We start from the raw sequence: 20,729 nt of genomic DNA on the forward strand, positions 1-20,729 counted from the left end.
CCAGTCTAAACGGGGCTGAGATCGCGGATCAGCGGGCCAGCAGCTGCCGTCGCGAGCTGATGACGCCGGTGTCGAAACCGGCCAGGTGGAGGCCTCCGTGGAACCGGGCGTGCTCGATCTTGATGCACCGATCCATCACCACGGAGAGCCCCGCGCCCTCGGCGATCGCCGCGGCATCCTCGTTCCACGATCCCAGCTGCAGCCACAGGGTCTGCGCCCCGGCTTCGATCGCCTCCTGGGCGACGCCGGGCAGGTCGTCATGGCGGCGGAAGACGTCGACGACGTCCGGGACCACCGGCAGGTCGGACAGCGAGGCGTAGACCGGCTGACCGAGGATCTCCGATTCCCGCGGGTTGACGAGATAGACGTCGTATGCGGTGCTGGAGAGCAGGTACGTCGCGACGAAATACGAGGCGCGCGCGGGATTGTTCGACGCGCCGACGATGGCGACCGACTTCGCGCGTCGCAGTATGCCGAAGCGCTGCTGCTGGCTGGGACCCTCCCAGGTCCGATCCGGGTGCGCCGGCGCGGATGCGGGCAGGGCGCAGGCCACAGAATCCTGGGCGGTTGGCAGCGCGCAGGCGTCGGCGCCGGTGGTCTCGATTCCGCTCATCGAGTGGCTCCTGTCGCTGTCGTGAGGGCCTGGTCAAGATCCCAGATGATGTCTTCTGCGTCCTCGAGGCCCACCGAGATGCGGATGAGGTCCGGTCGCACGCCCGCCGCGACGAGCTGCGATTCCGTGAGCTGACGGTGGGTCGTCGATGCCGGGTGGATGACGAGCGTGCGCGCGTCCCCGATGTTCGCGAGGTGCGATGCCAGCTGAAGATTCTCGATGAGCGTCTCGCCCGCCGAGCGACCGTCGTCGGCCTTGACCCCGAACGCGAACACCGAACCAGGACCGAGCGGCAGATACTTCGCTGCGCGCTCGTGGTGCGGGTGATGCTCGAGACCCGCCCACGTCACATACTCGACCCGGGGGTCGGAGTCGAGCCATTCGGCCACGATCCGCGCGTTCGCAAGGTGCGCATCGATCCGCTGCGGCAGCGTCTCGACTCCCTGAAGGAGGTTGAACGCCGACTGCGCGCTCAGCGCCGGGCCGATGTCACGCAGCTGCTCGGTGCGGAGCTTGGTGAGGAAGCCGTACTCGCCGAAGTTGTCCCACCACTTGATGCCGCCGTACGACTCGACCGGCTCTGTCATCTGCGGGAAGCGGCCGTTGCCCCAGTCGAAGGTGCCCTTCTCGATGACGACGCCGCCGAGCGTCGTCCCGTGTCCGCCCAGGAACTTGGTGACCGAATGGATGACGATGTCCGCGCCGTGCTCCAGAGGGCGCGCGAGGTACGGGGTGGCGAGCGTGGCGTCCACGACCAGCGGCACACCTGCGGCATGAGCGACCTCGGCCAGCCCCTCGATGTCGGCGATCTCACCCGAGGGATTGCCGATCATCTCCACGTAGACGACCTTGGTCTCCGGACGGATGGCGGCGGCGTAGTCGGCGGGATCGGTCGACGCGACGAACGTCGTCTCCACGCCGAAACGACGCAGGGTCACGTCGAGCTGGGTCACCGTGCCCCCGTACAGCTGCGCCGCGGCGACCACATGGTCGCCCGCTCCGACGAGCGCCGCGAACGTGATGAACTCCGCGCTCATCCCCGAGGCGGTCGCGACCGCACCGATGCCGCCCTCGAGCGAGGCCAGACGTTCCTCGAGCGCGGCGACGGTGGGGTTGCCGATGCGCGAGTAGATGTTCCCGTACTTCTGCAGGGCGAAGAGGTTGCCGGCGTCCGCCGCGTCGTCGAACACGAACGACGTCGTCTGGTAGATCGGCACGGCCCTTGCGCCGGTCGCTGCGTCGGGAGTCCCGCCGGCATGCAGCGCCCTCGTGCGAAACCCGAAGCGATGTTCTTCCGTCATGATGTCCTCAGTTCAACGTTCTCGAGCACGGCGGCGATCTCGCCGACGGCCCACGGATTCTGCAGCGATGTCGTGTCTCCCAGCGGAGCCGGGGCTCGTCCCGAGCGACGATCCTGCTCGGCCTCCCACAGCTGGGCGAGAAGTCGGCGCATGATCTTTCCCGAGCGGGTCTTCGGCAGGTCGGCGACCACGACGATGTGCTTCGGCTTGGCGACAGGACCGATCGCAGCCGCCACCTGCGACCGCAGCGCGGCGACCGACACCTCGGATCGTCCGGAGGGAGTCACGAAGGCGACGACCGCCTGGCCTGTGATGGGGTCTGCGACGCCGGCCGTTCCCGCTTCGCCGACCGTCTCGTGCGCCACCAGCGCGGACTCGATCTCGATCGTGGACAGCCGGTGGCCCGACACGTTCACCACGTCATCGAGCCGCCCCAGGATCCAGATGTAGCCGTCGGCGTCTCTCGTCGCGCCGTCGCCCGCCACGTAGTAGCCGCCGTGTTCGCCGTGCCCGGCGTAGGCGGACCAGTATGCATCGCGGTAGCGCTGAGGGTCGCCCCACACCGTCCTCGCCATACCCGGCCACGGGCGGCGCACCACGAGGGTGCCCGACCGACCGGGAGCGACCTCGTGGCCGTCCGCGTCGACGACCGTCGCATCGATGCCGGGCAGCGGCACGGACGCGGACCCCGGCTTGAGGGTCGTGACTCCGGGCAGCGGCGCGATCATCGCCGCCCCGGTCTCGGATTGCCACCAGGTGTCGATGACCGGCAGCTCATCGCGCCCGAAGTTCCGGCGGAACCAGATCCAGGCCTCCGGATTGATCGCCTCGCCGACGGTCCCGAGCAGACGGAGGGTCGAGAGATCGTGACCCGACGGGAGTTCGGGCCCGAACCAGGTCATGAAGGTGCGGATCAGCGTCGGCGCCGTGTAGTACACCGTCACGCCGTACCGCTCGATGATCTCGAGATGACGTTCGCGATCGGGGGTGTCCGGCGTTCCCTCGTAGATCACCTGGGTCAGCCCGTTGGAGAGAGGCCCGTAGATCTCGTAGGTGTGAGCGGTCACCCACGCGAGGTCCGCCGTGCACCAGTGCACGTCGTCGGGCTTCGCGTCGAAGTGCGCCCAGTGTGCCCAGCTCGCATGCGTCAGGTAGCCACCGGAGGTGTGCACGAGGCCCTTGGGCTTTCCGGTGGTCCCCGATGTGTAGATGATGAACAGCGGATGCTCGGAGTCGAACGCCTGCGCGATGTGGTCGGACGAGGCTGTGCTGACCGTGTCGTGCCACCAGACGTCTCTGCCGTCGGTCCACGGCACGTCCTGGCCGGTGCGCCGCAGGACCAGCACATGCTCGAGGTCCGGCAGATCCGCTGCGGCGATGTCGGCCGTCGACTTCACCTCGGTCGCGGTGCCGCGGCGGAACTGCCCGTCGCTCGTGACGAGCAGCTTGGCGCCGGTGTCGATCAGACGGAAGCGCACCGCTTCGGCCGAGAAGCCGCCGAACACCAGTGAGTGCACGGCGCCGATCCGTGCGCATGCGAGCGTGATCACGACCGTCTCGATCAGCACGGGCAGGTAGACGACCACCCGGTCGCCCGGTTCGATGCCGAGCGCGGTCAGCGCGTTCGCCGCCTGCGAGACGCGACGCTGGAGGTCCGCGTACGTGACCGAAGCCCTGTCCCCCGGCTCTCCTTCGAAGTGGAGGGCGATCTTGTCCCCGCGCCCGGCGTCGACATGACGGTCGACGCAGTTGTAGGCCACGTTGAGGCGCCCGCCCACGAACCAGCGCGCCGCCGGGACGGCATCGCCCGCAGGCGGATCCCACTCGTGGGCCGTGTGCCAGTGCTCTACCCAGTCGAGTCGGGACGCGGCCTGCTCCCAGAAGGCCGTGGGATCCGCGGCGGCCCTCGCATACCCCTCGTCGGCGACGTTCGCCTGAGCGGCGAACGCAGCAGGGGCCGGGTACGAACGGGTCTCGTGCAGGCGCGCCTCGGCCATCGTCACATCCACCGGCGGAGCAGGTACTTCTCGACCACCACGAGGATCGCGTTGGTGATCGTGCCGAGCAGCGCCAGCAGGACGATCGAGAGGATGATCCGATCGACGCGGCCGCTGTTCTGCGAGTCGGTCAGCAGGAAGCCGAGTCCCATCGACGACGCGATCAGCTCGGCGGCGACGAGGAACAGCCACGCCTGCGCGAGCGCCAGCCGGAGCCCCGCGGCGACCGACGGCACGACGGCCGGCAGCTGCACCGTGCGGAAGAGAGACCATCCGCGAAGACTGAACGAGCGTCCCGCCTCTACCAGCTGCGGGTCGACGTGGCGGAGTGCGGACGCGACAGTCGTGTAGACCGGGAAGAAGGCGCCGATGGCGATCAGCGTCACCTTGGACTCCTCGCCGATCTGCATCCACAGGATCAGCAGCGGCACCCAGGCGAGCGACGGCACCGCTCGGATCGCGGAGAGCGTCGGACTGAGCAGCACGTCGCCGACCCGTGACAGACCGACGATGCCGGCCACCGCGAGTCCGATGACAGAACCGACCGCGAACCCGAGCAGGACCCGTTGCACCGAGATGGCGACGTGCGTCCACAGCGTGCCGCGCTCGGCCAGCTCGACCCCCGCGGTGAAGACGGATGCCGGCGAAGGGAGCAGGTAGGGCGCGACGAGCCCGGTGGTCGTGACCAGCTGCCAGGCACCGACGATGATGAGCGGAAGCAGCAGTCCGCCGACGAGACGCACCGCGGGTCGATCCCAGGCATGACGGGCACCGGCCTCGTCACGACGCCGGACTCCGCGCGCCGCGTCGATCGCGTCCTGCGCATCCGCGGGCACCACCACGCGCTGGTCGGGAGTGATCACTCGCCGCCGACCGCCTTCTCGGCGAAGGTGGCGTTGATGAGGGAGTCGAGAGCCTTCTCGACCGAAGCCTCGCCACCCTGGACATCTCCGGATTCGACCAGCACCGGCGCGATCTTCTCGAGCACGGCGATCTGCGCCTCACCGGGGATGCCGCTGACGTCGAGGTTCGACCGCTCCTCGATGACGGTCGTCGCGACCGCGGGGTCGATTCCTGCGACCTCGGCGAGCAGCGCCGCGGTCTCGTCGGGGTTCTCGAGGGCCCACTCGCGCGCCTGCTCGTATGCGTCGACGACCGCCTGCGCGAGGTCCGCGTGGTTCTCGATGAAGTCCTCGGTGGCGTTGAGGAAGCCGTAGGTGTTGAAGTCCACGTTGCGGTAGATGAGCTCATCGCCCGATTCCACCTCGGCCGCGGCCATGATGGGATCGAGGCCCGCCCAGGCGTCTACCGAGCCGCTGTCGAGAGCGGCACGGCCGTCGGCGTGCTGGAGGTTCTGGACCTCGACGTCGTCGACCGAGAGGCCTGCTTCCTCAAGAGACTGGAGCAGGAAGAAATAGGGGTCCGTTCCCTTCGTCGCCGCGACCGACTTGCCCGCGAGGTCCTCGACCGAGGTGATGTCGCTGTCGGGGCCGACGACGATCGCCGACCATTCGGGCTGCGAGAAGATGTCGATGACCTGGATCGGTGAGCCGTTCGATCGGGCGAACAGGGCCGCCGAGCCGGCCGTGGAGCCGACGTCGATCGAGCCGGAGCGCAGCAGCTCGTTCGCCTTGTTGGATCCCGCGGACTGCACCCACTCGACCTCGACGTCGTCGCCGAGGATCTCCTCGAGGATCCCCTGGTCGCGGATCACGAGGCTGAGCGGGTTGTAGGTCGCGAAGTCGATGGACAGAGTGTCCGCCGACCACTCCCCTGAGGCTGCCGCGTCGTCGGACGACGAGTCCGAGGCGGTGGCGTTCTCACCGGCGACGCAGCCGGTGGCGACGAGCATCATCGTCCCTGCGATCGTGATCGCGGGGATGATTCGTCGGGTGATGGTGCTCATCGGGTCTCCTCGGTGGCGGTGCGGTGGTGGGTGTCCACGCCGAGTCCTTCGAGGAGCTCTGCGCGGAGGTCGGCGAGACCGCGATCGGCGCGGTCCCGGGGTCGGATGCCGGGGACGGTGATCGCGCGCACGATGGACGGCGCTTCCGTGTCGGCGTCGCCGAGCGTGCGCAACAGCAGCACACGATCGGCGAGATAGAGGGCTTCTTCGACATCGTGCGTGACGAGGAGGACGGTGGTCGGCTCAGCCGCATGGATCTTGAGGAGCAGATCGTGCATCCGCAGGCGGGTGAGCGCATCGAGCGCACCGAACGGCTCGTCGAGCAGCAGCACGCCGGGATTGCGAGCGAGGGCGCGTGCGAGCGAGGCGCGCTGCGCCATGCCACCCGACACTTCGCGTGGCCGCTGATCAGCGGCCTTCTCGAGGCCGACGAGCTCGATGAGCTCCCGAACACGTTCCCGGCCTTCGCGGCGCGCGGTGCCACGGGGCAGACCGAGTTCGATGTTCTGGGCGATGGTCCGCCATGGCAGCAGGCGGGGCTCCTGGAACGCGACGGCGGTGCGCTCGTCGACGTCGGCCACGCGCGTGTCCTGGATGCGGATGCTGCCGCCGGTCGGCGCATCCAGTCCCCCGACGAGCCGCAGCAACGTCGACTTGCCGCACCCGGAGGGACCGACGATGGCGACGATCTCACCGGCGGCGACGTCGACGTCGACCGCGCGGAGGACGTCGCGCCGGCCGCGGGAGAGCGTGAAGCTGCGCTCCACCCCCTGCAGGCGCACCGGCTGTGCGGTGCCGGCGATCGCCGACGCGCCGGCCGTCGAGGGCGCCGAGAGCAGAGAGGTCATGTCCCCATGCTGTCCAACCCGCCGGAATGTGACGAATGCGAGCGTAATGATCGGTCATGGAGATCCGAGGACGCGTCGAGACGCAGAACGGGCCGCCATCCCGAAGGATGACGGCCCGTTCAGAGCGTGATGCTTAAGCGTTGCCGCCCGAGAGCTTCTCGCGGAGAGCCGCGAGAGCCTCGTCATCCGCGAGCGTGCCCGCGCCTGCGGCCTCGCTCGAGAAGACCTGACCACCGAAGTCGTCGCCAGCGGCCGCCTCGGCCTCGGCTGCCTTGGCAACCTGAGCCTTGTGCGCCTCCCAGCGAGCCTGGGCTGCAGCGTACTCCTGCTCCCATGCCTCGCGCTGGGTGTCGAAGCCTTCCTTCCACGCACCGGTCTCGGGGTCGAAGCCCTCCGGGTACTTGTACTCGCCGGCCTCGTCGTACTCGGCGAGCATTCCGTAGAGCGCCGGGTCGAACTCGGTGCCGTTGACGTCGACTGCCTCGTTCGCCTGCTTCAGCGAGAGCGAGATGCGACGACGCTCGAGGTCGATGTCGATGACCTTGACGAAGACCTCTTCGCCGACCGACACGACCTGCTCGGCCAGCTCGACGTGCTTGCTGGAGAGCTCGGAGATGTGGACGAGGCCCTCGATGCCGTCTGCGACGCGAACGAACGCACCGAACGGAACGAGCTTGGTGACCTTACCCGGCGTGACCTGTCCGATCGCGTGGGTACGGGCGAAGACCTGCCACGGGTCCTCCTGCGTAGCCTTCAGCGACAGGGAGACGCGCTCGCGGTCGAGGTCGACCTCGAGGATCTCGACGGTGACCTCCTGCCCAACCTCGACGACCTCGGAGGCGTGCTCGATGTGCTTCCAGGACAGCTCGGAGACGTGCACGAGGCCGTCCACGCCGCCCAGGTCGACGAATGCACCGAAGTTGACGATCGACGACACGACACCCTTGCGGACCTGACCCTTGTGCAGGTTGTTCAGGAAAGTGGTGCGCGACTCCGACTGCGTCTGCTCGAGCAGCGCACGGCGGCTGAGCACGACGTTGTTGCGGTTCTTGTCGAGCTCGAGGATCTTGGCCTCGATCTCCTGGCCGAGGTACGGCGTGAGGTCGCGGACGCGGCGCAGCTCGATGAGCGAGGCCGGCAGGAAGCCGCGGAGGCCGATGTCGACGATGAGTCCACCCTTGACGACCTCGATGACCGTACCGGTGACGACGCCGTCGTTCTCCTTGATCTTCTCGACGTCTCCCCAGGCACGCTCGTACTGAGCACGCTTCTTGGAGAGGATCAGACGGCCTTCCTTGTCCTCCTTCTGGAGAACCAGGGCCTCGACCTCGTCGCCGACCTTGACGACCTCGTTCGGGTCGACGTCGTGCTTGATCGAGAGCTCGCGCGAGGGGATGACGCCCTCGGTCTTGTATCCGACATCGAGGAGGACCTCATCGCGGTCGATCTTGACGATCGTGCCTTCGATGATGTCGCCGTCGTTGAAGAACTTCAGGGTCTTCTCGACCGCGGCCAGGAAGTCCTCAGCAGATCCGATGTCGTTGATGGCGACCTGCTTGGTGGCCGGGGCGGTCGTTGCGGTAGTCATGTAGTGGGTTGTCCTTGTGAATGGAGACTCGGGCTGAGGGCTCCGGCCGCGCACGGCCGATCATGAGCTCTGCAGCGATTGATTGGTTTCTGCCTCCCGGGCATGCATAGGCACGCCACGAGTGACAGTCAAGGTTATCAGATCCCGAGACGATATGACGGACTCGATACCATCCGCGTTCGGCGCGCTGACAGACTGTCTGCATGCCCCGCGCCGACAAGCTCCTCCTGCTCGACACCGCAAGCCTCTACTTCCGTGCGTTCTACGGGGTGCCCGACAAGGTCACGGCGCCGGACGGCTCCCCGATCAACGCCGCACGAGGACTCCTCGACATCATCGCGAAGCTGGTGACGCTGTACGAGCCGACCCATGTGGTCGCGTGCTGGGACGACGACTGGCGACCCCAGTGGCGAGTCGACCTGATCCCCAGCTACAAGGCGCACCGTGTCGTCGAGGTCGTGCCCGCGGGGCCCGATGTCGAGGAGGTCCCCGACCCCCTCGAGGCGCAGATCCCCCTCATCCGCGAGACTCTCGCCCTGCTCGGCATCCCGATCATCGGCGTCGCGGAGCACGAAGCGGACGACGTGATCGGCACGCTCGCGACGCACGCCACCATGCTGGTCGACATCGTCACGGGCGATAGAGACCTGTTCCAGCTCGTCGACGACGCGAGGAACGTGCGCGTCATCTATACCGCACGAGGCATGAGCAATCTCGAGATCGTCACGGATGCCGTGGTCGTCGCGAAGTACGGCGTGCTGCCGAGCCAGTACGCCGACTTCGCGACGATGCGCGGCGACGCATCGGACGGACTTCCCGGCGTGGCCGGCGTCGGCGAGAAGACCGCGGCCACGCTCCTGCAGGCCCATGGCGATCTCGCCGGCATCCGCGCGGCTGCCGAGGCGGGTGAGGGGATGAGCGCCGGGGTCCGGGCGAAGGTGCTCGCCGCCGCGACGTACCTCGAGGTCGCCCCCACCGTCGTCGCCGTCGCGACCGACCTCCCGATCACCTCGCCGAGCGACCCGCTGCGTCCGCTCGACCCGTCCGAGGCTGATGCTGCGACCGCACTGGCTGAGCGGTGGAACCTGGGCGGCTCGATGACCAGGGCCGTCGCCGCGATCGCGACGATCGACGCCTGATTCAGCTCGCCCAGGCCAGCAGTCGGTCGAGACCCCAGGTCGTGATGATGCGGGAGGCAGGCACCCCCGCCTTCTCGGCACGCTCGGCACCGTGATCGAGGAGCGAGAGCTGACCCGGTGCGTGCGCATCCGAGTCGATCGAGAAGAGGCAGCCGGCCTCGAGGGCGATCGCGATCAGATCGTCGGGCGGGTCCTGACGCTCCGGCCGGGAGTTGATCTCGACCGCGACGCCGTTCTCGGCGCATGCGGAGAAGACGGCACGGGCATCGAACTGCGATTCCGGACGAGTGCCTCGGTCCCCCTGCACCAGCCGTCCGGTGCAATGCCCGAGCACGTTCACGCGCGGGTGGCTCACGGCGGCGATCATCCGTGCGGTCATGGGCCGGGCGTCCATCCGCAGCTTCGAATGAACGGATGCGACCACGATGTCGAGCTCCCCGAGGAGGGCGTCCTCCTGATCGAGCGCGCCGTCTTCGAGGATGTCGACCTCGATCCCCGCCAGCAGCGTGAACCCGTCACCCGATTCCGCCCTCACGAGCGGCATCTGCTCGCGCAGCCGCTCCGCGGAGAGTCCGCGGGCGACCCGCAGACGCGGGGAATGATCTGTGATCGCCTGATACTCGTGACCGAGAGCCCGCGCCGCTGACGCCATCACGCCGATAGGCGTGGTTCCGTCCGACCAGTCGGTGTGCGCGTGCAGGTCCCCTCGGAGCTTCGCTCTCAGGGCCGACACGCGCTCGGGCTCCACGTCGCCTCGGAGCTCCACGAGATAGTCGGGAACCTCTCCGCTCTGCGCCTGTCGGATGACTCCGAAGGTCGATTCGCCGATCCCTTTCGCCGCGCGCAGCCTCGTCGGATCCGAGCGCACGTCCTCCGGCAGCTGCTGCAGGGTCGCAGCTGCCTGACGGAAGGCCTTCGCCCGGTACCGCGACGCGCGTTCCCGCTCCAGCAGCGAGGCGATCTCGAGCAGGGCGGCGATCGGGTCCATCACATCTCCTATGCGGATGCCAGCTCGCGGCTGACGCCGATCCATTCGTCGAGCTTCGCTATGGCGCGACCGTCGTCGACCGCCGCGGCTGCCCGCTCGTAGCCCTCGCGGAGACGCTCGAGGATCGGTCGCTGTACCTGAGTCGCGTCCTGGGACAGCTCGAACGCGACGATCCCGGCCGCCGCGTTGAGGAGCACGATGTCTCGCACCGCGCCCGTCTCCCCCTCGAGCGTCCGGCGCAGCACCGCCGCGTTGTGGTCGGGCGTTCCGCCGATCAGATCCGCGAGGTCCGCGATCGGGATCCCGAGATCTCGAGGATCGAGATCGTGCTCGTGGATGTCACCGCGCGTGACCTCCCAGATGCGGCTGTGCCCCGTGGTCGTCAGCTCGTCGAGGCCGTCGTCTCCGCGGAACACCAGGGCCGTGGCGCCCCGCGTCCGGAACACTCCCGTGATGAGGGGGACGCGCTCGAGCTGCGCCACCCCGACGGCGTTCGCCTCGGCCCGAGCCGGGTTGCAGAGGGGGCCGAGCATGTTGAAGACAGTGGGGACGCCGAGTTCGGCACGGACGGCGCCCGCGTGCTTGAACCCGGGGTGGAAGGCGCCCGCCCAGGCGAACGTGATGCCCGTGCGGTCGAGGATCGACGACACCGCCGCGGGATCGAGGGTGAGCTCCAGCCCGAGCGCGCTCAGCACGTCGGATGAGCCGGAGGCGGAGCTGGCTGCGCGGTTGCCGTGCTTGACCACCGGGATGCCGGTCGCCCCGATGATGACCGCCGCGGTGGTCGACACGTTGACCGTGCCGACACGGTCACCGCCGGTGCCGACGATGTCGAGGACGTCGGGCGACACGGGCAGCGGGACCGCCGCCTCGAGGATCGCATCACGGAATCCGACGATCTCATCGATCGTCTCTCCCTTGGCGCGGAGGGCGACGAGGAAACCGGCGAGCTGCGCCTGCGTGACGTCGCCGCGCATGATCTGACGCATCGCCCACGTCGATTCCCAGACGCTGAGGTCGCGACGCTCCAGAAGAGTGGTGAGCACGTCGGACCAGGTCAGGGAATCAGCCATGTGTGCGATCCTATCGGCGCAGGGAAAACGTGCAGACTCTTGCAGAACGGGCGCCGGGCGTCGATCATCCCTCGTTTCCCGCGTATTCACCGAGGATTCGCAGCGTTTTCTTAGGGTCCCCTAAGTCGTTCGCGGGCGAAACGAGGGCCTCCGGTGCGAGAATCACGCCCGGAGATCGGCCATAATGGAATGGTGACGACCTCAGCGACGTATGCCCCGGCGGCAAGAACGATCAAGCGCCCCAACCCGGTAGCTGTCGGCACCATTGTGTGGCTCGGCAGCGAGGTGATGTTCTTCGCGGGACTCTTCGCGATCTACTTCACGCTCCGCAGCACCTCCCCCGAGCTCTGGGCCGACCGCACCGAACTGCTGAACGTCCCGTTCGCGTTCGTGAACACGGCGATCCTCGTGCTCTCCTCGTTCACGTGCCAGATGGGCGTGTTCGCGGCCGAGGACCTGCAGCCGTACCGCATCGCCAAGGGACAGAAGAACGGCGCCGGCCGCCGTCGCCTGTTCGGCTGGGGCATGGTCGAGTGGTTCTTCCTCACCTTCGCCCTCGGCGCGATCTTCGTCTCCGGGCAGGTCTGGGAGTACGCGCAGCTCGTCGCAGAAGGCATGCCGATCAGCGCTGACTCCTACGCATCCGCGTTCTACCTGACGACCGGCTTCCACGCCCTGCACGTCACCGGCGGTCTGATCGCCTTCCTCCTCGTCATCGGCCGTGCGTACGCCGTCAAGAATTTCCGGCACAAGGAGGCGACCTCCTCGATCGTGGTGTCCTACTACTGGCACTTCGTCGACGTCGTCTGGATCGTGCTGTTCGTCGTCATTTACTTCCTGAAATAAGAGCGGAGCTGATCCCCGAGATGGCACGAGAGAAGAAGCGCCGTTCGAATGGCCGTCGCAGTCCCCTGGCTGCGGCAGCCCTCATCGGAGCAGGCCTCATGATCACCGGCGCCGTGTACGCCGGAACGTCCGCAGCCTTCGCTGCGACCGACACCCAGACCACCGCGGCGAGCACGCTCACCGTCGAGGACGGCGAGAAGCTGTTCACGGCCAACTGCGCCACCTGCCACGGTCTCGATCTGCAGGGCACGGCGAACGGACCGAGCCTCTACGGCGTCGGCGAGCTCGCGGTCGAGTTCCAGATGTCGACCGGCCGCATGCCGCTGCAGATGCAGGGGCCCCAGGCGCCGCAGAAGGAGCCGCAGTTCACCGAGGAGCAGATCCTCGCGATCTCCTCCTTCGTGCAGGAGTCGGCTCCCGGCCCCACCTTCCCCGAGGACCACATCCTCGACGGTGAAGGCGACGTCGCCAACGGCGCGGAGCTGTTCCGCGTCAACTGCGCGATGTGCCACAACGTGGCGGCCGCCGGAGGAGCACTCACCGAGGGCAAGTACGCCCCCGCACTGACCGAGACCAGCGCGTTGCACATGTACGCAGCCATGGTCACCGGCCCCCAGAACATGCCCGTCTTCGGCGACATGAACCTGTCGGACGAAGACAAGCGCGACATCATCTCGGCTCTGCTCTACCAGCAGCAGTCCGTGCAGATCGGCGGTTTCTCGCTCGGTTCGCTCGGTCCCGTCTCCGAGGGCCTGTTCGTCTGGATCTTCGGCATCGGCGCGCTCGTCGCCATCACCGTGTGGATCACGGCGAAGTCCAACTGACGCTTATTCATCGAAGAGGAACGTACGAGGAGCACCATGGCACACGACGACGACTCGCAGGCTCTTGACAGGGCCTACCAGCCCTCTCCGGGGCTGGGTGTCGCAGTCAGCGATCCCGTGCAGAACCCGGGGCTGCCGCCGCACCGCGCGCGGATGACCGACAAGGACCCGCGCGCTGAGAAGGCTGCAGAGCGCACGGTCTACACGCTGTTCTATCTCTCGCTGGCAGGAAGCATCTGGGCGGTCGCCGCCTACATGCTCTTCCCCATCGAGAGCGGCGCGCTCATCGACATCCGTCAGAACAACCTCTTCATCGGTCTGGGCATCGCACTCGCGCTGCTCTCGATCGGCATCGGCGCGATCCACTGGTCCAAGGCGCTGATGAGCGACAAGGAGCACATCGAGCACCGTCACCCCACTCGGGGCAAGGACTCGACGCGAGAGGCGGTCGTCGAGGCGTTCGCCACCGCCAACGAGGAGTCCGGTTTCGGACGACGCACGATGATCCGCAACTCGCTGTTCGCGGCGATCGTGGCCTCGATCATCCCCGGTGTCACGCTCTTCCGCGGTCTCGCTCCGCACAGCACACCCGACGACCCCACCGCGGGCGATCCGGTCACGCTGCTGAAGCACACCATGTGGGAGAAGGGCCAGCGTCTCGTGCGCGACCCCGACGGCACCCCGATCCGTGCAGCGGATGTGACCCTCGGATCCGCATTCCACGTGATCCCCGAGGATCTCGCAGAGCTCAGCCACCACGACGGCTACCTCGAGGAGAAGGCCAAGGCCATTGTGCTGATGATGCGCCTGCGCCCCGAGCAGCTCATCGAGGCCGAAGACCGCAAGGACTGGTCGTACGACGGCATCGTCGCGTACTCGAAGGTCTGCACGCACGTCGGATGCCCGGTGGCACTCTACGAGCAGCAGACGCACCACCTCCTCTGCCCCTGCCACCAGTCGCAGTTCGACGTCACGGATCACGCCAAGGTCATCTTCGGACCTGCCGCGCGTCCGCTGCCGCAGCTGCCCATCACCGTCGACGACGAGGGCTACCTCGTCGCACGCAGTGACTTCACCGAGCCCGTCGGCCCGAGCTTCTGGGAGCGCCATTGAGCACCGCAACGCTGTCCAAAGAGGACAAGGACAACAAGGCGCCTCTCGGCGGCCGATTCGTCGGCGCCGCGTCGAACTACATCGATGAGCGCACCAGCATCTCCGGCTTCGTCAAGGAGCTCGGACGCAAGATCTTCCCCGACCACTGGTCGTTCATGCTCGGTGAGATCGCGCTGTGGAGCTTCGTGGTCGTGTTCCTGTCCGGAACCTTCCTGACGTTCTTCTTCCAGGCCTCCATGGTCGAGACGCACTACACGGGCGCCTATGCTCCGATGCGCGGCATCGAGATGTCGGCGGCACTCGAGTCGTCGCTGCACATCTCGTTCGACCTCCGCGGTGGTCTCCTGGTTCGCCAGATCCACCACTGGGCCGCACTCGTCTTCGTCGCGGGAATCGGCGTGCACATGCTGCGCGTGTTCTTCACCGGCGCATTCCGCAAGCCCCGCGAGCTCAACTGGGTGATCGGCTTCGTGCTGTTCGTCCTGGCGATGGCCGAGGGCTTCACCGGATACTCGCTTCCCGACGACCTGCTCTCGGGCAACGGTCTCCGCATCATCGACGGCATGATCAAGGGCATCCCGCTGATCGGAACCTGGACCTCGTTCCTCCTCTTCGGCGGCGAGTTCCCGGGTACGGACATCGTCGGTCGCCTGTACACGCTGCACATCCTGCTGCTGCCGTTGCTGGTGATCGGCCTCATCGCCGTGCACCTCATGCTGATGATCGTCAACAAGCACACGCAGTTCGCCGGCCCCGGCCGTACGAACGACAACGTCGTCGGCTACCCGATGATGCCGGTGTACATGTCGAAGATGGGCGGCTACCTGTTCATCGTCTTCGGCACGATCGTGCTGATCGCGACGTTCTTCCAGATCAACCCGATCTGGAACTACGGCCCGTACGACCCCTCCCCCGTTTCCGCCGGTACTCAGCCTGACTGGTACATCGGATTCGCGGACGGCGCCCTGCGCCTCGCTCCGTCCAACCTCGACGTGGTCTTCCTCGATCGCACCTGGTCGTTCGGGATCCTGCTGCCGCTGGTCGTCCTCGGGCTCTTCATCGTGCTCGTCGCGATCTACCCCTTCATCGAGGCGTGGATCACGGGAGACAAGCGCGAGCACCACATCGCTCAGCGTCCGCGCAACGCGGCGACCCGCACCGCGATCGGCGTCGCCGGCGTGATCTTCTACGCCGTCCTGTGGGCTGCAGCATCCTCCGACCTCATCGCGACGCACTTCATGCTGACAATGGAGGGCGTGATCCACGCGCTCCAGGCGCTGCTGTTCGTCGGACCGGTCCTCGGCTACTTCATCGCCAAGCGGATCGCGCTCGCGCTGCAGAAGAAGGACCGCGAGATCGTGCTGCACGGTTTCGAGTCCGGCCGCATCGTCCGCCTTCCCGGCGGCGAGTTCATCGAGGTGCACCAGCCGGTCGACACGTACGACCGCTGGAAGCTCATCGATGTGGACAACTACGAGCCTCTGGTCGTGCGTCCGAACGCGAAGGGACGAATCTCGTGGACGGAGAACCTCCGTTCTTCCATCTCACGGTGGTTCTTCGAGGACCGGCTCGCGCCGCTCACGCAGGCGGAGATCGAAGCTGCGGACGCTCACCAGCACCACGTCACGGCTCAGAACGATGAGACCGAGGCGGCGGAGATCCAGGGCGCCCATGAGCGCGCCGGCGTCCCCGACGCTCCGATCACGGTCAGCGAGACGCACGTCGACGAGACGGCGAACACTCCCAGCACGGTCATCGCGACCGAGCCGGTGAAGAAGCCTCGCAAGAAGAAGTCCGAGGACGACGAGTAACATCGCCGCTCCCCCGCAAGAAGGCCCTGTCCGTTCCGGACAGGGCCTTCTTCATGTCCGGAAGGCTCTCAAGTGAACGTGGAAGGATCGTGCCATGAGCTCCGCAGTCCAACTCATCCGATCCGCCGATCTCGCTGCCGCCCCCTATGCCCACGCGGCAACTGCTCCGGCGGGCTCCCGACTCATCTTCCTCGCCGGCGCCTGCCCGCTCGAGGACGACGGAACCACCACGGCCCCCGGCGACTACGCCGCGCAAGCGTCACGTTGCCTGGAGACCCTCGATCTCGCGCTGCGCGCCAGTGGCGCCACGATCGCCGACGTCATCAGCACGCGGGTCCTCGTGGCGTCGTCGTCTCAGGCTGATCTGGTCACGGCATGGAACGTCGTTCACGAGGCCTTCGCGGAGCACGACGTACCGAGCACACTCATGGGCGTCACCGTGCTGGGGTACGACGACCAGCTGGTGGAGATCGAAGCGGTCGCTGCGATCGCGGAGGCGAACCGATGAGCGCTGCGATCAGGCCCGCCACGTCCGAGGATGCGGAGCTCCTGACCGCCATCGAGGCCCAGGCTGACGCTCTCCTGATCGACAGTCTGGGGGCGCCAGTCTGGCCTCCCGCTGCGAACGGTGCCGAACGCCTCGCCGAGCCGGGATTCGTTCTCGTTCTGGAAGAGTCAGAGGGCTCCTCCCCTGTGGGTTTCGTCCATGTCCTGGACTCCGACGGTCATGCGCACCTCGAACAGCTGTCTGTCCTCCCCACCGTGGGACGACAGGGATTCGGTCGCCGCCTTGTGAGCGCTGCACTCGATGAGGCGCGGGATCGCGGCTACACGCGCATGACCTTGCGGACCTATGCCGAGATCCCGTGGAACGCGCCCTTCTACGCGTCGTGCGGGTTCCTCGAGAGCATCCCCGAGACGCCGTTCCAGCGCGGCCTGGTGGAGACCGAGGCCTCCCTCGGCCTCGACCGATACGGACGCCGCGTCCAGATGACAGTGGAGCTCTGAGCCTGCAGTCCACATTGGCGGAATCCAGTGCGCCGCCGTCCGGATGATGACGGCGGGACCTCGCGCCGTTGCCTAGGCTGAGCGCATGATCGATCGCGCTGACTACTACGCCGCCAAGCTCACCTACGAGACCGATGCGAGCGATGTGTATGCCGCTCTCCGCTCCGGAGACGACATCGTCATCATCGATGTCCGCTCAGAGGAAGCGTGGGCGCAGGGACGCGTCGCTGGAGCGACACAGATGCACTACAGCGAGATCGCGAGCCGCGCTCCTGCCGAGATCCCCCTCGACGCCGCCGTCGTCGTCTACTGCTGGAGCCCGGGGTGCAACGCCGGCGCGAAAGGCGCTCTGGAGTTCGCGAAGCTCGGCTACGCCGTGCGCGAGATGATCGGCGGGTTCGAGTATTGGGTCAGGGAGGGCTATCCCGTGGAGGACGCCGACGGCGTCCACCGTCGGCCTGTCGACCCGCTGACGGGCATCGCCCGGGTCCGCAGCCGCGCGTAGCGACAGGACATGCAGAAGCCCCTGGGATGGAGATCCCAGGGGCTTTCTGCATGCAGATCAGCGGGCGAAGTTCCCGCGGTAGTACTCGTAGACCCAGCCGACGATCGCGACGACGAAGATCGCCAGGCCGATCGGAAGCAGGAAGTGTCCGACGGCCAGTCCCACGACGAAGACGGCAGCGGAACCCGCGAGGACGATCGGCCACCAGGACCAGGGGCTGAACTCGCCGAGCTCGGGGTCTCCGTCGTCGATGTCGCTCGTGAGGATGTCCTCAGGCAATTCGCCGTTCTGAGCCTTGTGCGTGCGGTCGAGGTAGAACGCGATCATCGCGCCCATGAACGCGGCGAAGAACAGCGCCACGGTGCCGACCCATTCGATCCGCGCGGCGAAGTTGTCCGACGGCGTGGCGAGGATGTGCCAGCCGGTGTAGACGACGCCGACCAGGGCGAAGAAGGCGGTCAGGACCCACCAGAGGATGACATTGTCGCGCATGGCTCAGTGGCCCTCTCGCTCGCCGGGCGCAGCGGGCGTGAACTCCGCAGCCTCGGGATGGTTCAGGTCGAACGCGGGACGCTCACTGCGGATACGCGGGATCGACGTGAAGTTGTGACGCGGCGGCGGGCAGGACGTCGCCCACTCGAGCGAAGCGCCGTAGCCCCACGGGTCGTTCACCGTGACCTTCGGAGCCTTGCGAGCCGTGATCCACACGTTCAGGAAGAAGGGCAGCATCGAGGCACCGAGGATGATCGCGCCGATCGTCGAGACCTGGTTGCCCCACGTCCATCCGTCTTCCGGCGAGTAGTCGGCGTAGCGACGCACCATGCCGTCGACGCCCAGCCAGTGCTGGATGAGGAACGTCATGTGGAAGCCGATGAACAGCATCCAGAAGTGCACATAGCCCAGGCGCTCGTTGAGCATGCGTCCGGTCCACTTCGGCCACCAGAAGTAGAACCCGGCGAACATGGCGAACACGACGGTGCCGAAGACGACGTAGTGGAAGTGCGCGACCACGAAGTACGAGTCGGACAGGTGGAAGTCCAGCGGCGGAGCCGCGAGGATGACACCGGTCAGGCCACCGAAGACGAACGACACCAGGAAGCCGAGTGCGAACACCATCGGGGTCTCGAAGGTCACCGATCCACGCCACAGCGTGCCGATCCAGTTGAAGATCTTCACACCCGTCGGCACTGCGATGAGCATCGTCATGAGGGCGAAGAACGGCAGCAGCACAGAGCCGGTCACGTACATGTGGTGAGCCCACACGGCGACGGACAGTGCGGCGATCGCGATCGTCGCGTACACGAGCGTCTTGTATCCGAAGATCGGCTTGCGGCTGAAGACCGGGAAGATCTCGGAGACGATGCCGAAGAACGGCAGAGCGATGATGTAGACCTCAGGGTGACCGAAGAACCAGAACAGGTGCTGCCAGAGCAGGACACCGCCGTTGGCCGGGTCGTAGATGTGAGCGCCGAGCACGCGGTCCGCACCTGCGGCGAAGATCGCGGCGGCGAGCACCGGGAAGGCCATCAGGATGAGGAGGCTCGTGATGAGCGTGTTCCACGAGAAGATCGGCATGCGCCACATCGTCATACCCGGTGCGCGCATCGTGATCACCGTGGTGATGAAGTTCACGGCGCCGAGGATGGTTCCGAAGCCCGAGATGCCGAGACCCAGCATCCAGAGGTTTCCACCGGCACCCGGAGAGAAGGACGCACTGGCGAGCGGCTGATAGGCGAACCATCCGAACGAGGCCGCACCCTGGGGGGTGAGGAAGCCGGCGACGGCGATCGTCGAGCCGAAGAGGAACAGCCAGAACGCGAACGCGTTCAGACGCGGGAAGGCGACGTCCGGGGCGCCGAGCTGCAGCGGCAGGATCGCGTTGGCGAATCCGGCGAACAGCGGTGTCGCGAACATCAGCAGCATGATCGTGCCGTGCATCGTGAAGAGCTGGTTGTACTGCTCCTTGGTCGGGATGATCTGCATTCCCGGAGCGAAGAGCTCTGCACGGATGACGAGTGCCATCACGCCGCCGAGGAGGAAGAACAGCACCGAGGCGATGAGGTACATGTACCCGATCGTCTTGTGGTCGGTGGAGGTGATCCACTTGACGACGATGTTGCCCTTCTGCTCGACACGCGACGAGCTCATGAGAGCAGCCTGACGTGCGGGCAGGGTGGTGGGTCGAGAGCGAGGGGCCTCGTCGGTGCGGGGGGCTTCAGTGGTCGACATGGCTTACTCCTCTCCTTCCTCGGAGGTCGGGGCGGTGGTCCCCGGGTAGTTCGACAGACGGTCGTACGCGTCCGTGATGTCTCCCGTGTTGCCTTCCTCCTCGAGAGTCTGGAGGTAGGCGTCGTACTCGTCCTGCTCGACGACCTTGACGTTGAAGAGCATCATCGAGTGGTACTCGCCGCAGAGCTCGGCGCACTTGCCGGCGTACTCGCCGACTCGGGTCGGGATGAAGGACCAGGAGTTGTCCTTCCCGATGTACATGTCCTTCTTGTACAGGAAGTCGATGATCCAGAACGAGTGGATGACATCGCGGGACTGCAGGTTGATCGTGACCTTCTGGTCGACCGGCAGCACCAGCGTCGGAAGCTGCGCCTGATCGATGGTGCCGTCCGCGTCCGGCTGGGCCTGGATTCCCATCGTCCAGACGGCGTCGGAGTTGTCCTCTTCTTCACCGTCGTACTGGAAGTCCCACGCCCACTGCTTGGCGATGGCCGTGATCTCGACGTCGGGTTCGTCCCACTTCGTCTCGATCGCCGACTGGTCACGCGCGGTGAAGAAGAACATGCCCAGCACGAGGATCAGCGGCACGACCGTGTAGAAGATCTCGATCGGCATGTTGTACCGCATCTGCACGGGCAGTCCGGTCTGACCCTTCCGGCGACGGTAGGCGATCGCGGCCCAGGCCATCAGGCCCCAGGTGATCACGCCGACGGCGAGGAGGACGATCCAGGAGTTGACCCAGAGCGACGAGACGCGCTCGGTCTGGTTGGTGGCCGCAGGCTCACCCTCCACGAAGCCCGGGAGGTAACCGTTCAGCTCAGTGGCAGTACATCCCGCCAGGGCCACGGCTGCCGCTACTCCCAGGGGGAGAGCGGCCCAACGAAGGCGGCGTTTCGAGGGCACGATGCACCTTTCAGATTGCGGACAGGGCACACCCAAG

At 66.8% G+C, this 20,729-nt stretch carries 20 protein-coding genes; 8 read left to right on the plus strand and 12 right to left on the minus strand.

From position 1 onward, the window contains the following. Positions 1-28: 28 nt before the first annotated feature. The 7 genes from ACIPV5_RS12865 to rpsA all read right to left on the minus strand — a co-directional run bounded on the left by ACIPV5_RS12865 (position 29) and on the right by rpsA (position 8,253). Positions 29-613 (minus strand): CoA-binding protein, encoded by a 585-nt coding sequence (locus ACIPV5_RS12865; protein ID WP_083569349.1) that lies wholly within the window; start codon positions 611-613, stop codon positions 29-31. Next, positions 610-1,914, minus strand: coding sequence for an O-acetylhomoserine aminocarboxypropyltransferase/cysteine synthase family protein (locus ACIPV5_RS12870; protein ID WP_056278941.1), 1,305 nt, complete (start codon positions 1,912-1,914; stop codon positions 610-612). Before ACIPV5_RS12870 ends, ACIPV5_RS12865 begins: the two co-directional genes overlap by 4 nt. Further along, positions 1,911-3,911, minus strand: coding sequence for an acetate--CoA ligase (acs, locus tag ACIPV5_RS12875; protein WP_400341155.1), 2,001 nt, complete (start codon positions 3,909-3,911; stop codon positions 1,911-1,913). Before acs ends, ACIPV5_RS12870 begins: the two co-directional genes overlap by 4 nt. Positions 3,912-3,913: 2 nt before the next feature. Beyond that, positions 3,914-4,774: an ABC transporter permease gene (locus ACIPV5_RS12880; RefSeq protein ID WP_150115086.1), complete on the minus strand. Its 861-nt coding sequence runs from the start codon at positions 4,772-4,774 to the stop codon at positions 3,914-3,916. Continuing rightward, on the minus strand, positions 4,771-5,817 hold the full coding sequence (locus tag ACIPV5_RS12885) for an aliphatic sulfonate ABC transporter substrate-binding protein (protein WP_056278943.1): 1,047 nt from the start codon (positions 5,815-5,817) through the stop codon (positions 4,771-4,773). Before ACIPV5_RS12885 ends, ACIPV5_RS12880 begins: the two co-directional genes overlap by 4 nt. Further along, the gene (locus ACIPV5_RS12890; RefSeq protein WP_053096690.1) at positions 5,814-6,665 is read right to left on the minus strand and encodes an ABC transporter ATP-binding protein; all 852 of its coding nucleotides are present in this window, start codon (positions 6,663-6,665) and stop codon (positions 5,814-5,816) included. The genes ACIPV5_RS12885 and ACIPV5_RS12890 overlap by 4 nt, the downstream gene beginning before the upstream one ends. A gap of 133 nt (positions 6,666-6,798) precedes the next feature. Beyond that, positions 6,799-8,253, minus strand: coding sequence for a 30S ribosomal protein S1 (rpsA, locus tag ACIPV5_RS12895; protein ID WP_053096692.1), 1,455 nt, complete (start codon positions 8,251-8,253; stop codon positions 6,799-6,801). Positions 8,254-8,456: 203 nt separating this feature from the next. Here rpsA and ACIPV5_RS12900 point away from each other — a divergent pair, with 203 nt between their 5' ends. Beyond that, entirely contained in the window at positions 8,457-9,392 is a 936-nt protein-coding gene (locus ACIPV5_RS12900) for a 5'-3' exonuclease H3TH domain-containing protein (protein ID WP_400341156.1), read from the plus strand. 1 nt (position 9,393) lies between these two features. Here ACIPV5_RS12900 and ACIPV5_RS12905 read toward each other — a convergent pair whose 3' ends face one another. Both ACIPV5_RS12905 and trpD read right to left on the minus strand, forming a co-directional pair. Continuing rightward, positions 9,394-10,380 (minus strand): PHP domain-containing protein, encoded by a 987-nt coding sequence (locus ACIPV5_RS12905; protein WP_285363344.1) that lies wholly within the window; start codon positions 10,378-10,380, stop codon positions 9,394-9,396. An 8-nt stretch (positions 10,381-10,388) separates the two neighbouring features. Next, on the minus strand, positions 10,389-11,453 hold the full coding sequence (gene trpD / locus ACIPV5_RS12910; RefSeq protein WP_053096699.1) for an anthranilate phosphoribosyltransferase: 1,065 nt from the start codon (positions 11,451-11,453) through the stop codon (positions 10,389-10,391). Between the two features lie 189 nt (positions 11,454-11,642). Here trpD and ACIPV5_RS12915 point away from each other — a divergent pair, with 189 nt between their 5' ends. The 7 genes from ACIPV5_RS12915 (at position 11,643) to ACIPV5_RS12945 (ending at position 17,560) form a co-directional block, all read left to right on the plus strand. Continuing rightward, positions 11,643-12,299: a heme-copper oxidase subunit III gene (locus tag ACIPV5_RS12915; protein WP_053096700.1), complete on the plus strand. Its 657-nt coding sequence runs from the start codon at positions 11,643-11,645 to the stop codon at positions 12,297-12,299. Between the two features lie 20 nt (positions 12,300-12,319). After that, positions 12,320-13,123 (plus strand): c-type cytochrome, encoded by an 804-nt coding sequence (locus ACIPV5_RS12920; protein ID WP_053096702.1) that lies wholly within the window; start codon positions 12,320-12,322, stop codon positions 13,121-13,123. A 36-nt stretch (positions 13,124-13,159) separates the two neighbouring features. After that, on the plus strand, positions 13,160-14,236 hold the full coding sequence (locus ACIPV5_RS12925) for a ubiquinol-cytochrome c reductase iron-sulfur subunit (RefSeq protein ID WP_042538395.1): 1,077 nt from the start codon (positions 13,160-13,162) through the stop codon (positions 14,234-14,236). Continuing rightward, positions 14,233-16,047, plus strand: a complete 1,815-nt coding sequence (locus tag ACIPV5_RS12930) for a cytochrome bc complex cytochrome b subunit (protein WP_053096706.1) — start codon at positions 14,233-14,235, stop codon at positions 16,045-16,047. The genes ACIPV5_RS12925 and ACIPV5_RS12930 overlap by 4 nt, the downstream gene beginning before the upstream one ends. A gap of 94 nt (positions 16,048-16,141) precedes the next feature. Continuing rightward, positions 16,142-16,555: a RidA family protein gene (locus ACIPV5_RS12935; RefSeq protein ID WP_400341157.1), complete on the plus strand. Its 414-nt coding sequence runs from the start codon at positions 16,142-16,144 to the stop codon at positions 16,553-16,555. After that, the gene (locus tag ACIPV5_RS12940) at positions 16,552-17,055 is read left to right on the plus strand and encodes a GNAT family N-acetyltransferase (protein WP_285363345.1); all 504 of its coding nucleotides are present in this window, start codon (positions 16,552-16,554) and stop codon (positions 17,053-17,055) included. The genes ACIPV5_RS12935 and ACIPV5_RS12940 overlap by 4 nt, the downstream gene beginning before the upstream one ends. A gap of 85 nt (positions 17,056-17,140) precedes the next feature. Further along, positions 17,141-17,560 (plus strand): rhodanese-like domain-containing protein, encoded by a 420-nt coding sequence (locus tag ACIPV5_RS12945; RefSeq protein ID WP_400341158.1) that lies wholly within the window; start codon positions 17,141-17,143, stop codon positions 17,558-17,560. Between the two features lie 57 nt (positions 17,561-17,617). On the opposite strand, the gene ACIPV5_RS12950 is transcribed toward ACIPV5_RS12945, so the two are convergent. From ACIPV5_RS12950 to coxB, 3 genes are read right to left on the minus strand one after another with little or no spacing between them, the layout of a single operon-like run. Beyond that, the gene (locus tag ACIPV5_RS12950; RefSeq protein WP_053096714.1) at positions 17,618-18,052 is read right to left on the minus strand and encodes a cytochrome c oxidase subunit 4; all 435 of its coding nucleotides are present in this window, start codon (positions 18,050-18,052) and stop codon (positions 17,618-17,620) included. A gap of 3 nt (positions 18,053-18,055) precedes the next feature. Beyond that, positions 18,056-19,789 carry a cytochrome c oxidase subunit I gene (gene ctaD, locus ACIPV5_RS12955; protein WP_053096716.1) on the minus strand — a complete coding sequence of 578 codons (1,734 nt, stop codon included), beginning with the start codon at positions 19,787-19,789 and terminating at the stop codon, positions 18,056-18,058. A 3-nt stretch (positions 19,790-19,792) separates the two neighbouring features. Next, on the minus strand, positions 19,793-20,692 hold the full coding sequence (coxB, locus tag ACIPV5_RS12960; RefSeq protein WP_053096718.1) for a cytochrome c oxidase subunit II: 900 nt from the start codon (positions 20,690-20,692) through the stop codon (positions 19,793-19,795). Positions 20,693-20,729 lie beyond the last annotated feature (37 nt).

The organism is Microbacterium sp. NPDC090014, assembly GCF_044748285.1.
GTDB lineage: Bacteria > Actinomycetota > Actinomycetes > Actinomycetales > Microbacteriaceae > Microbacterium.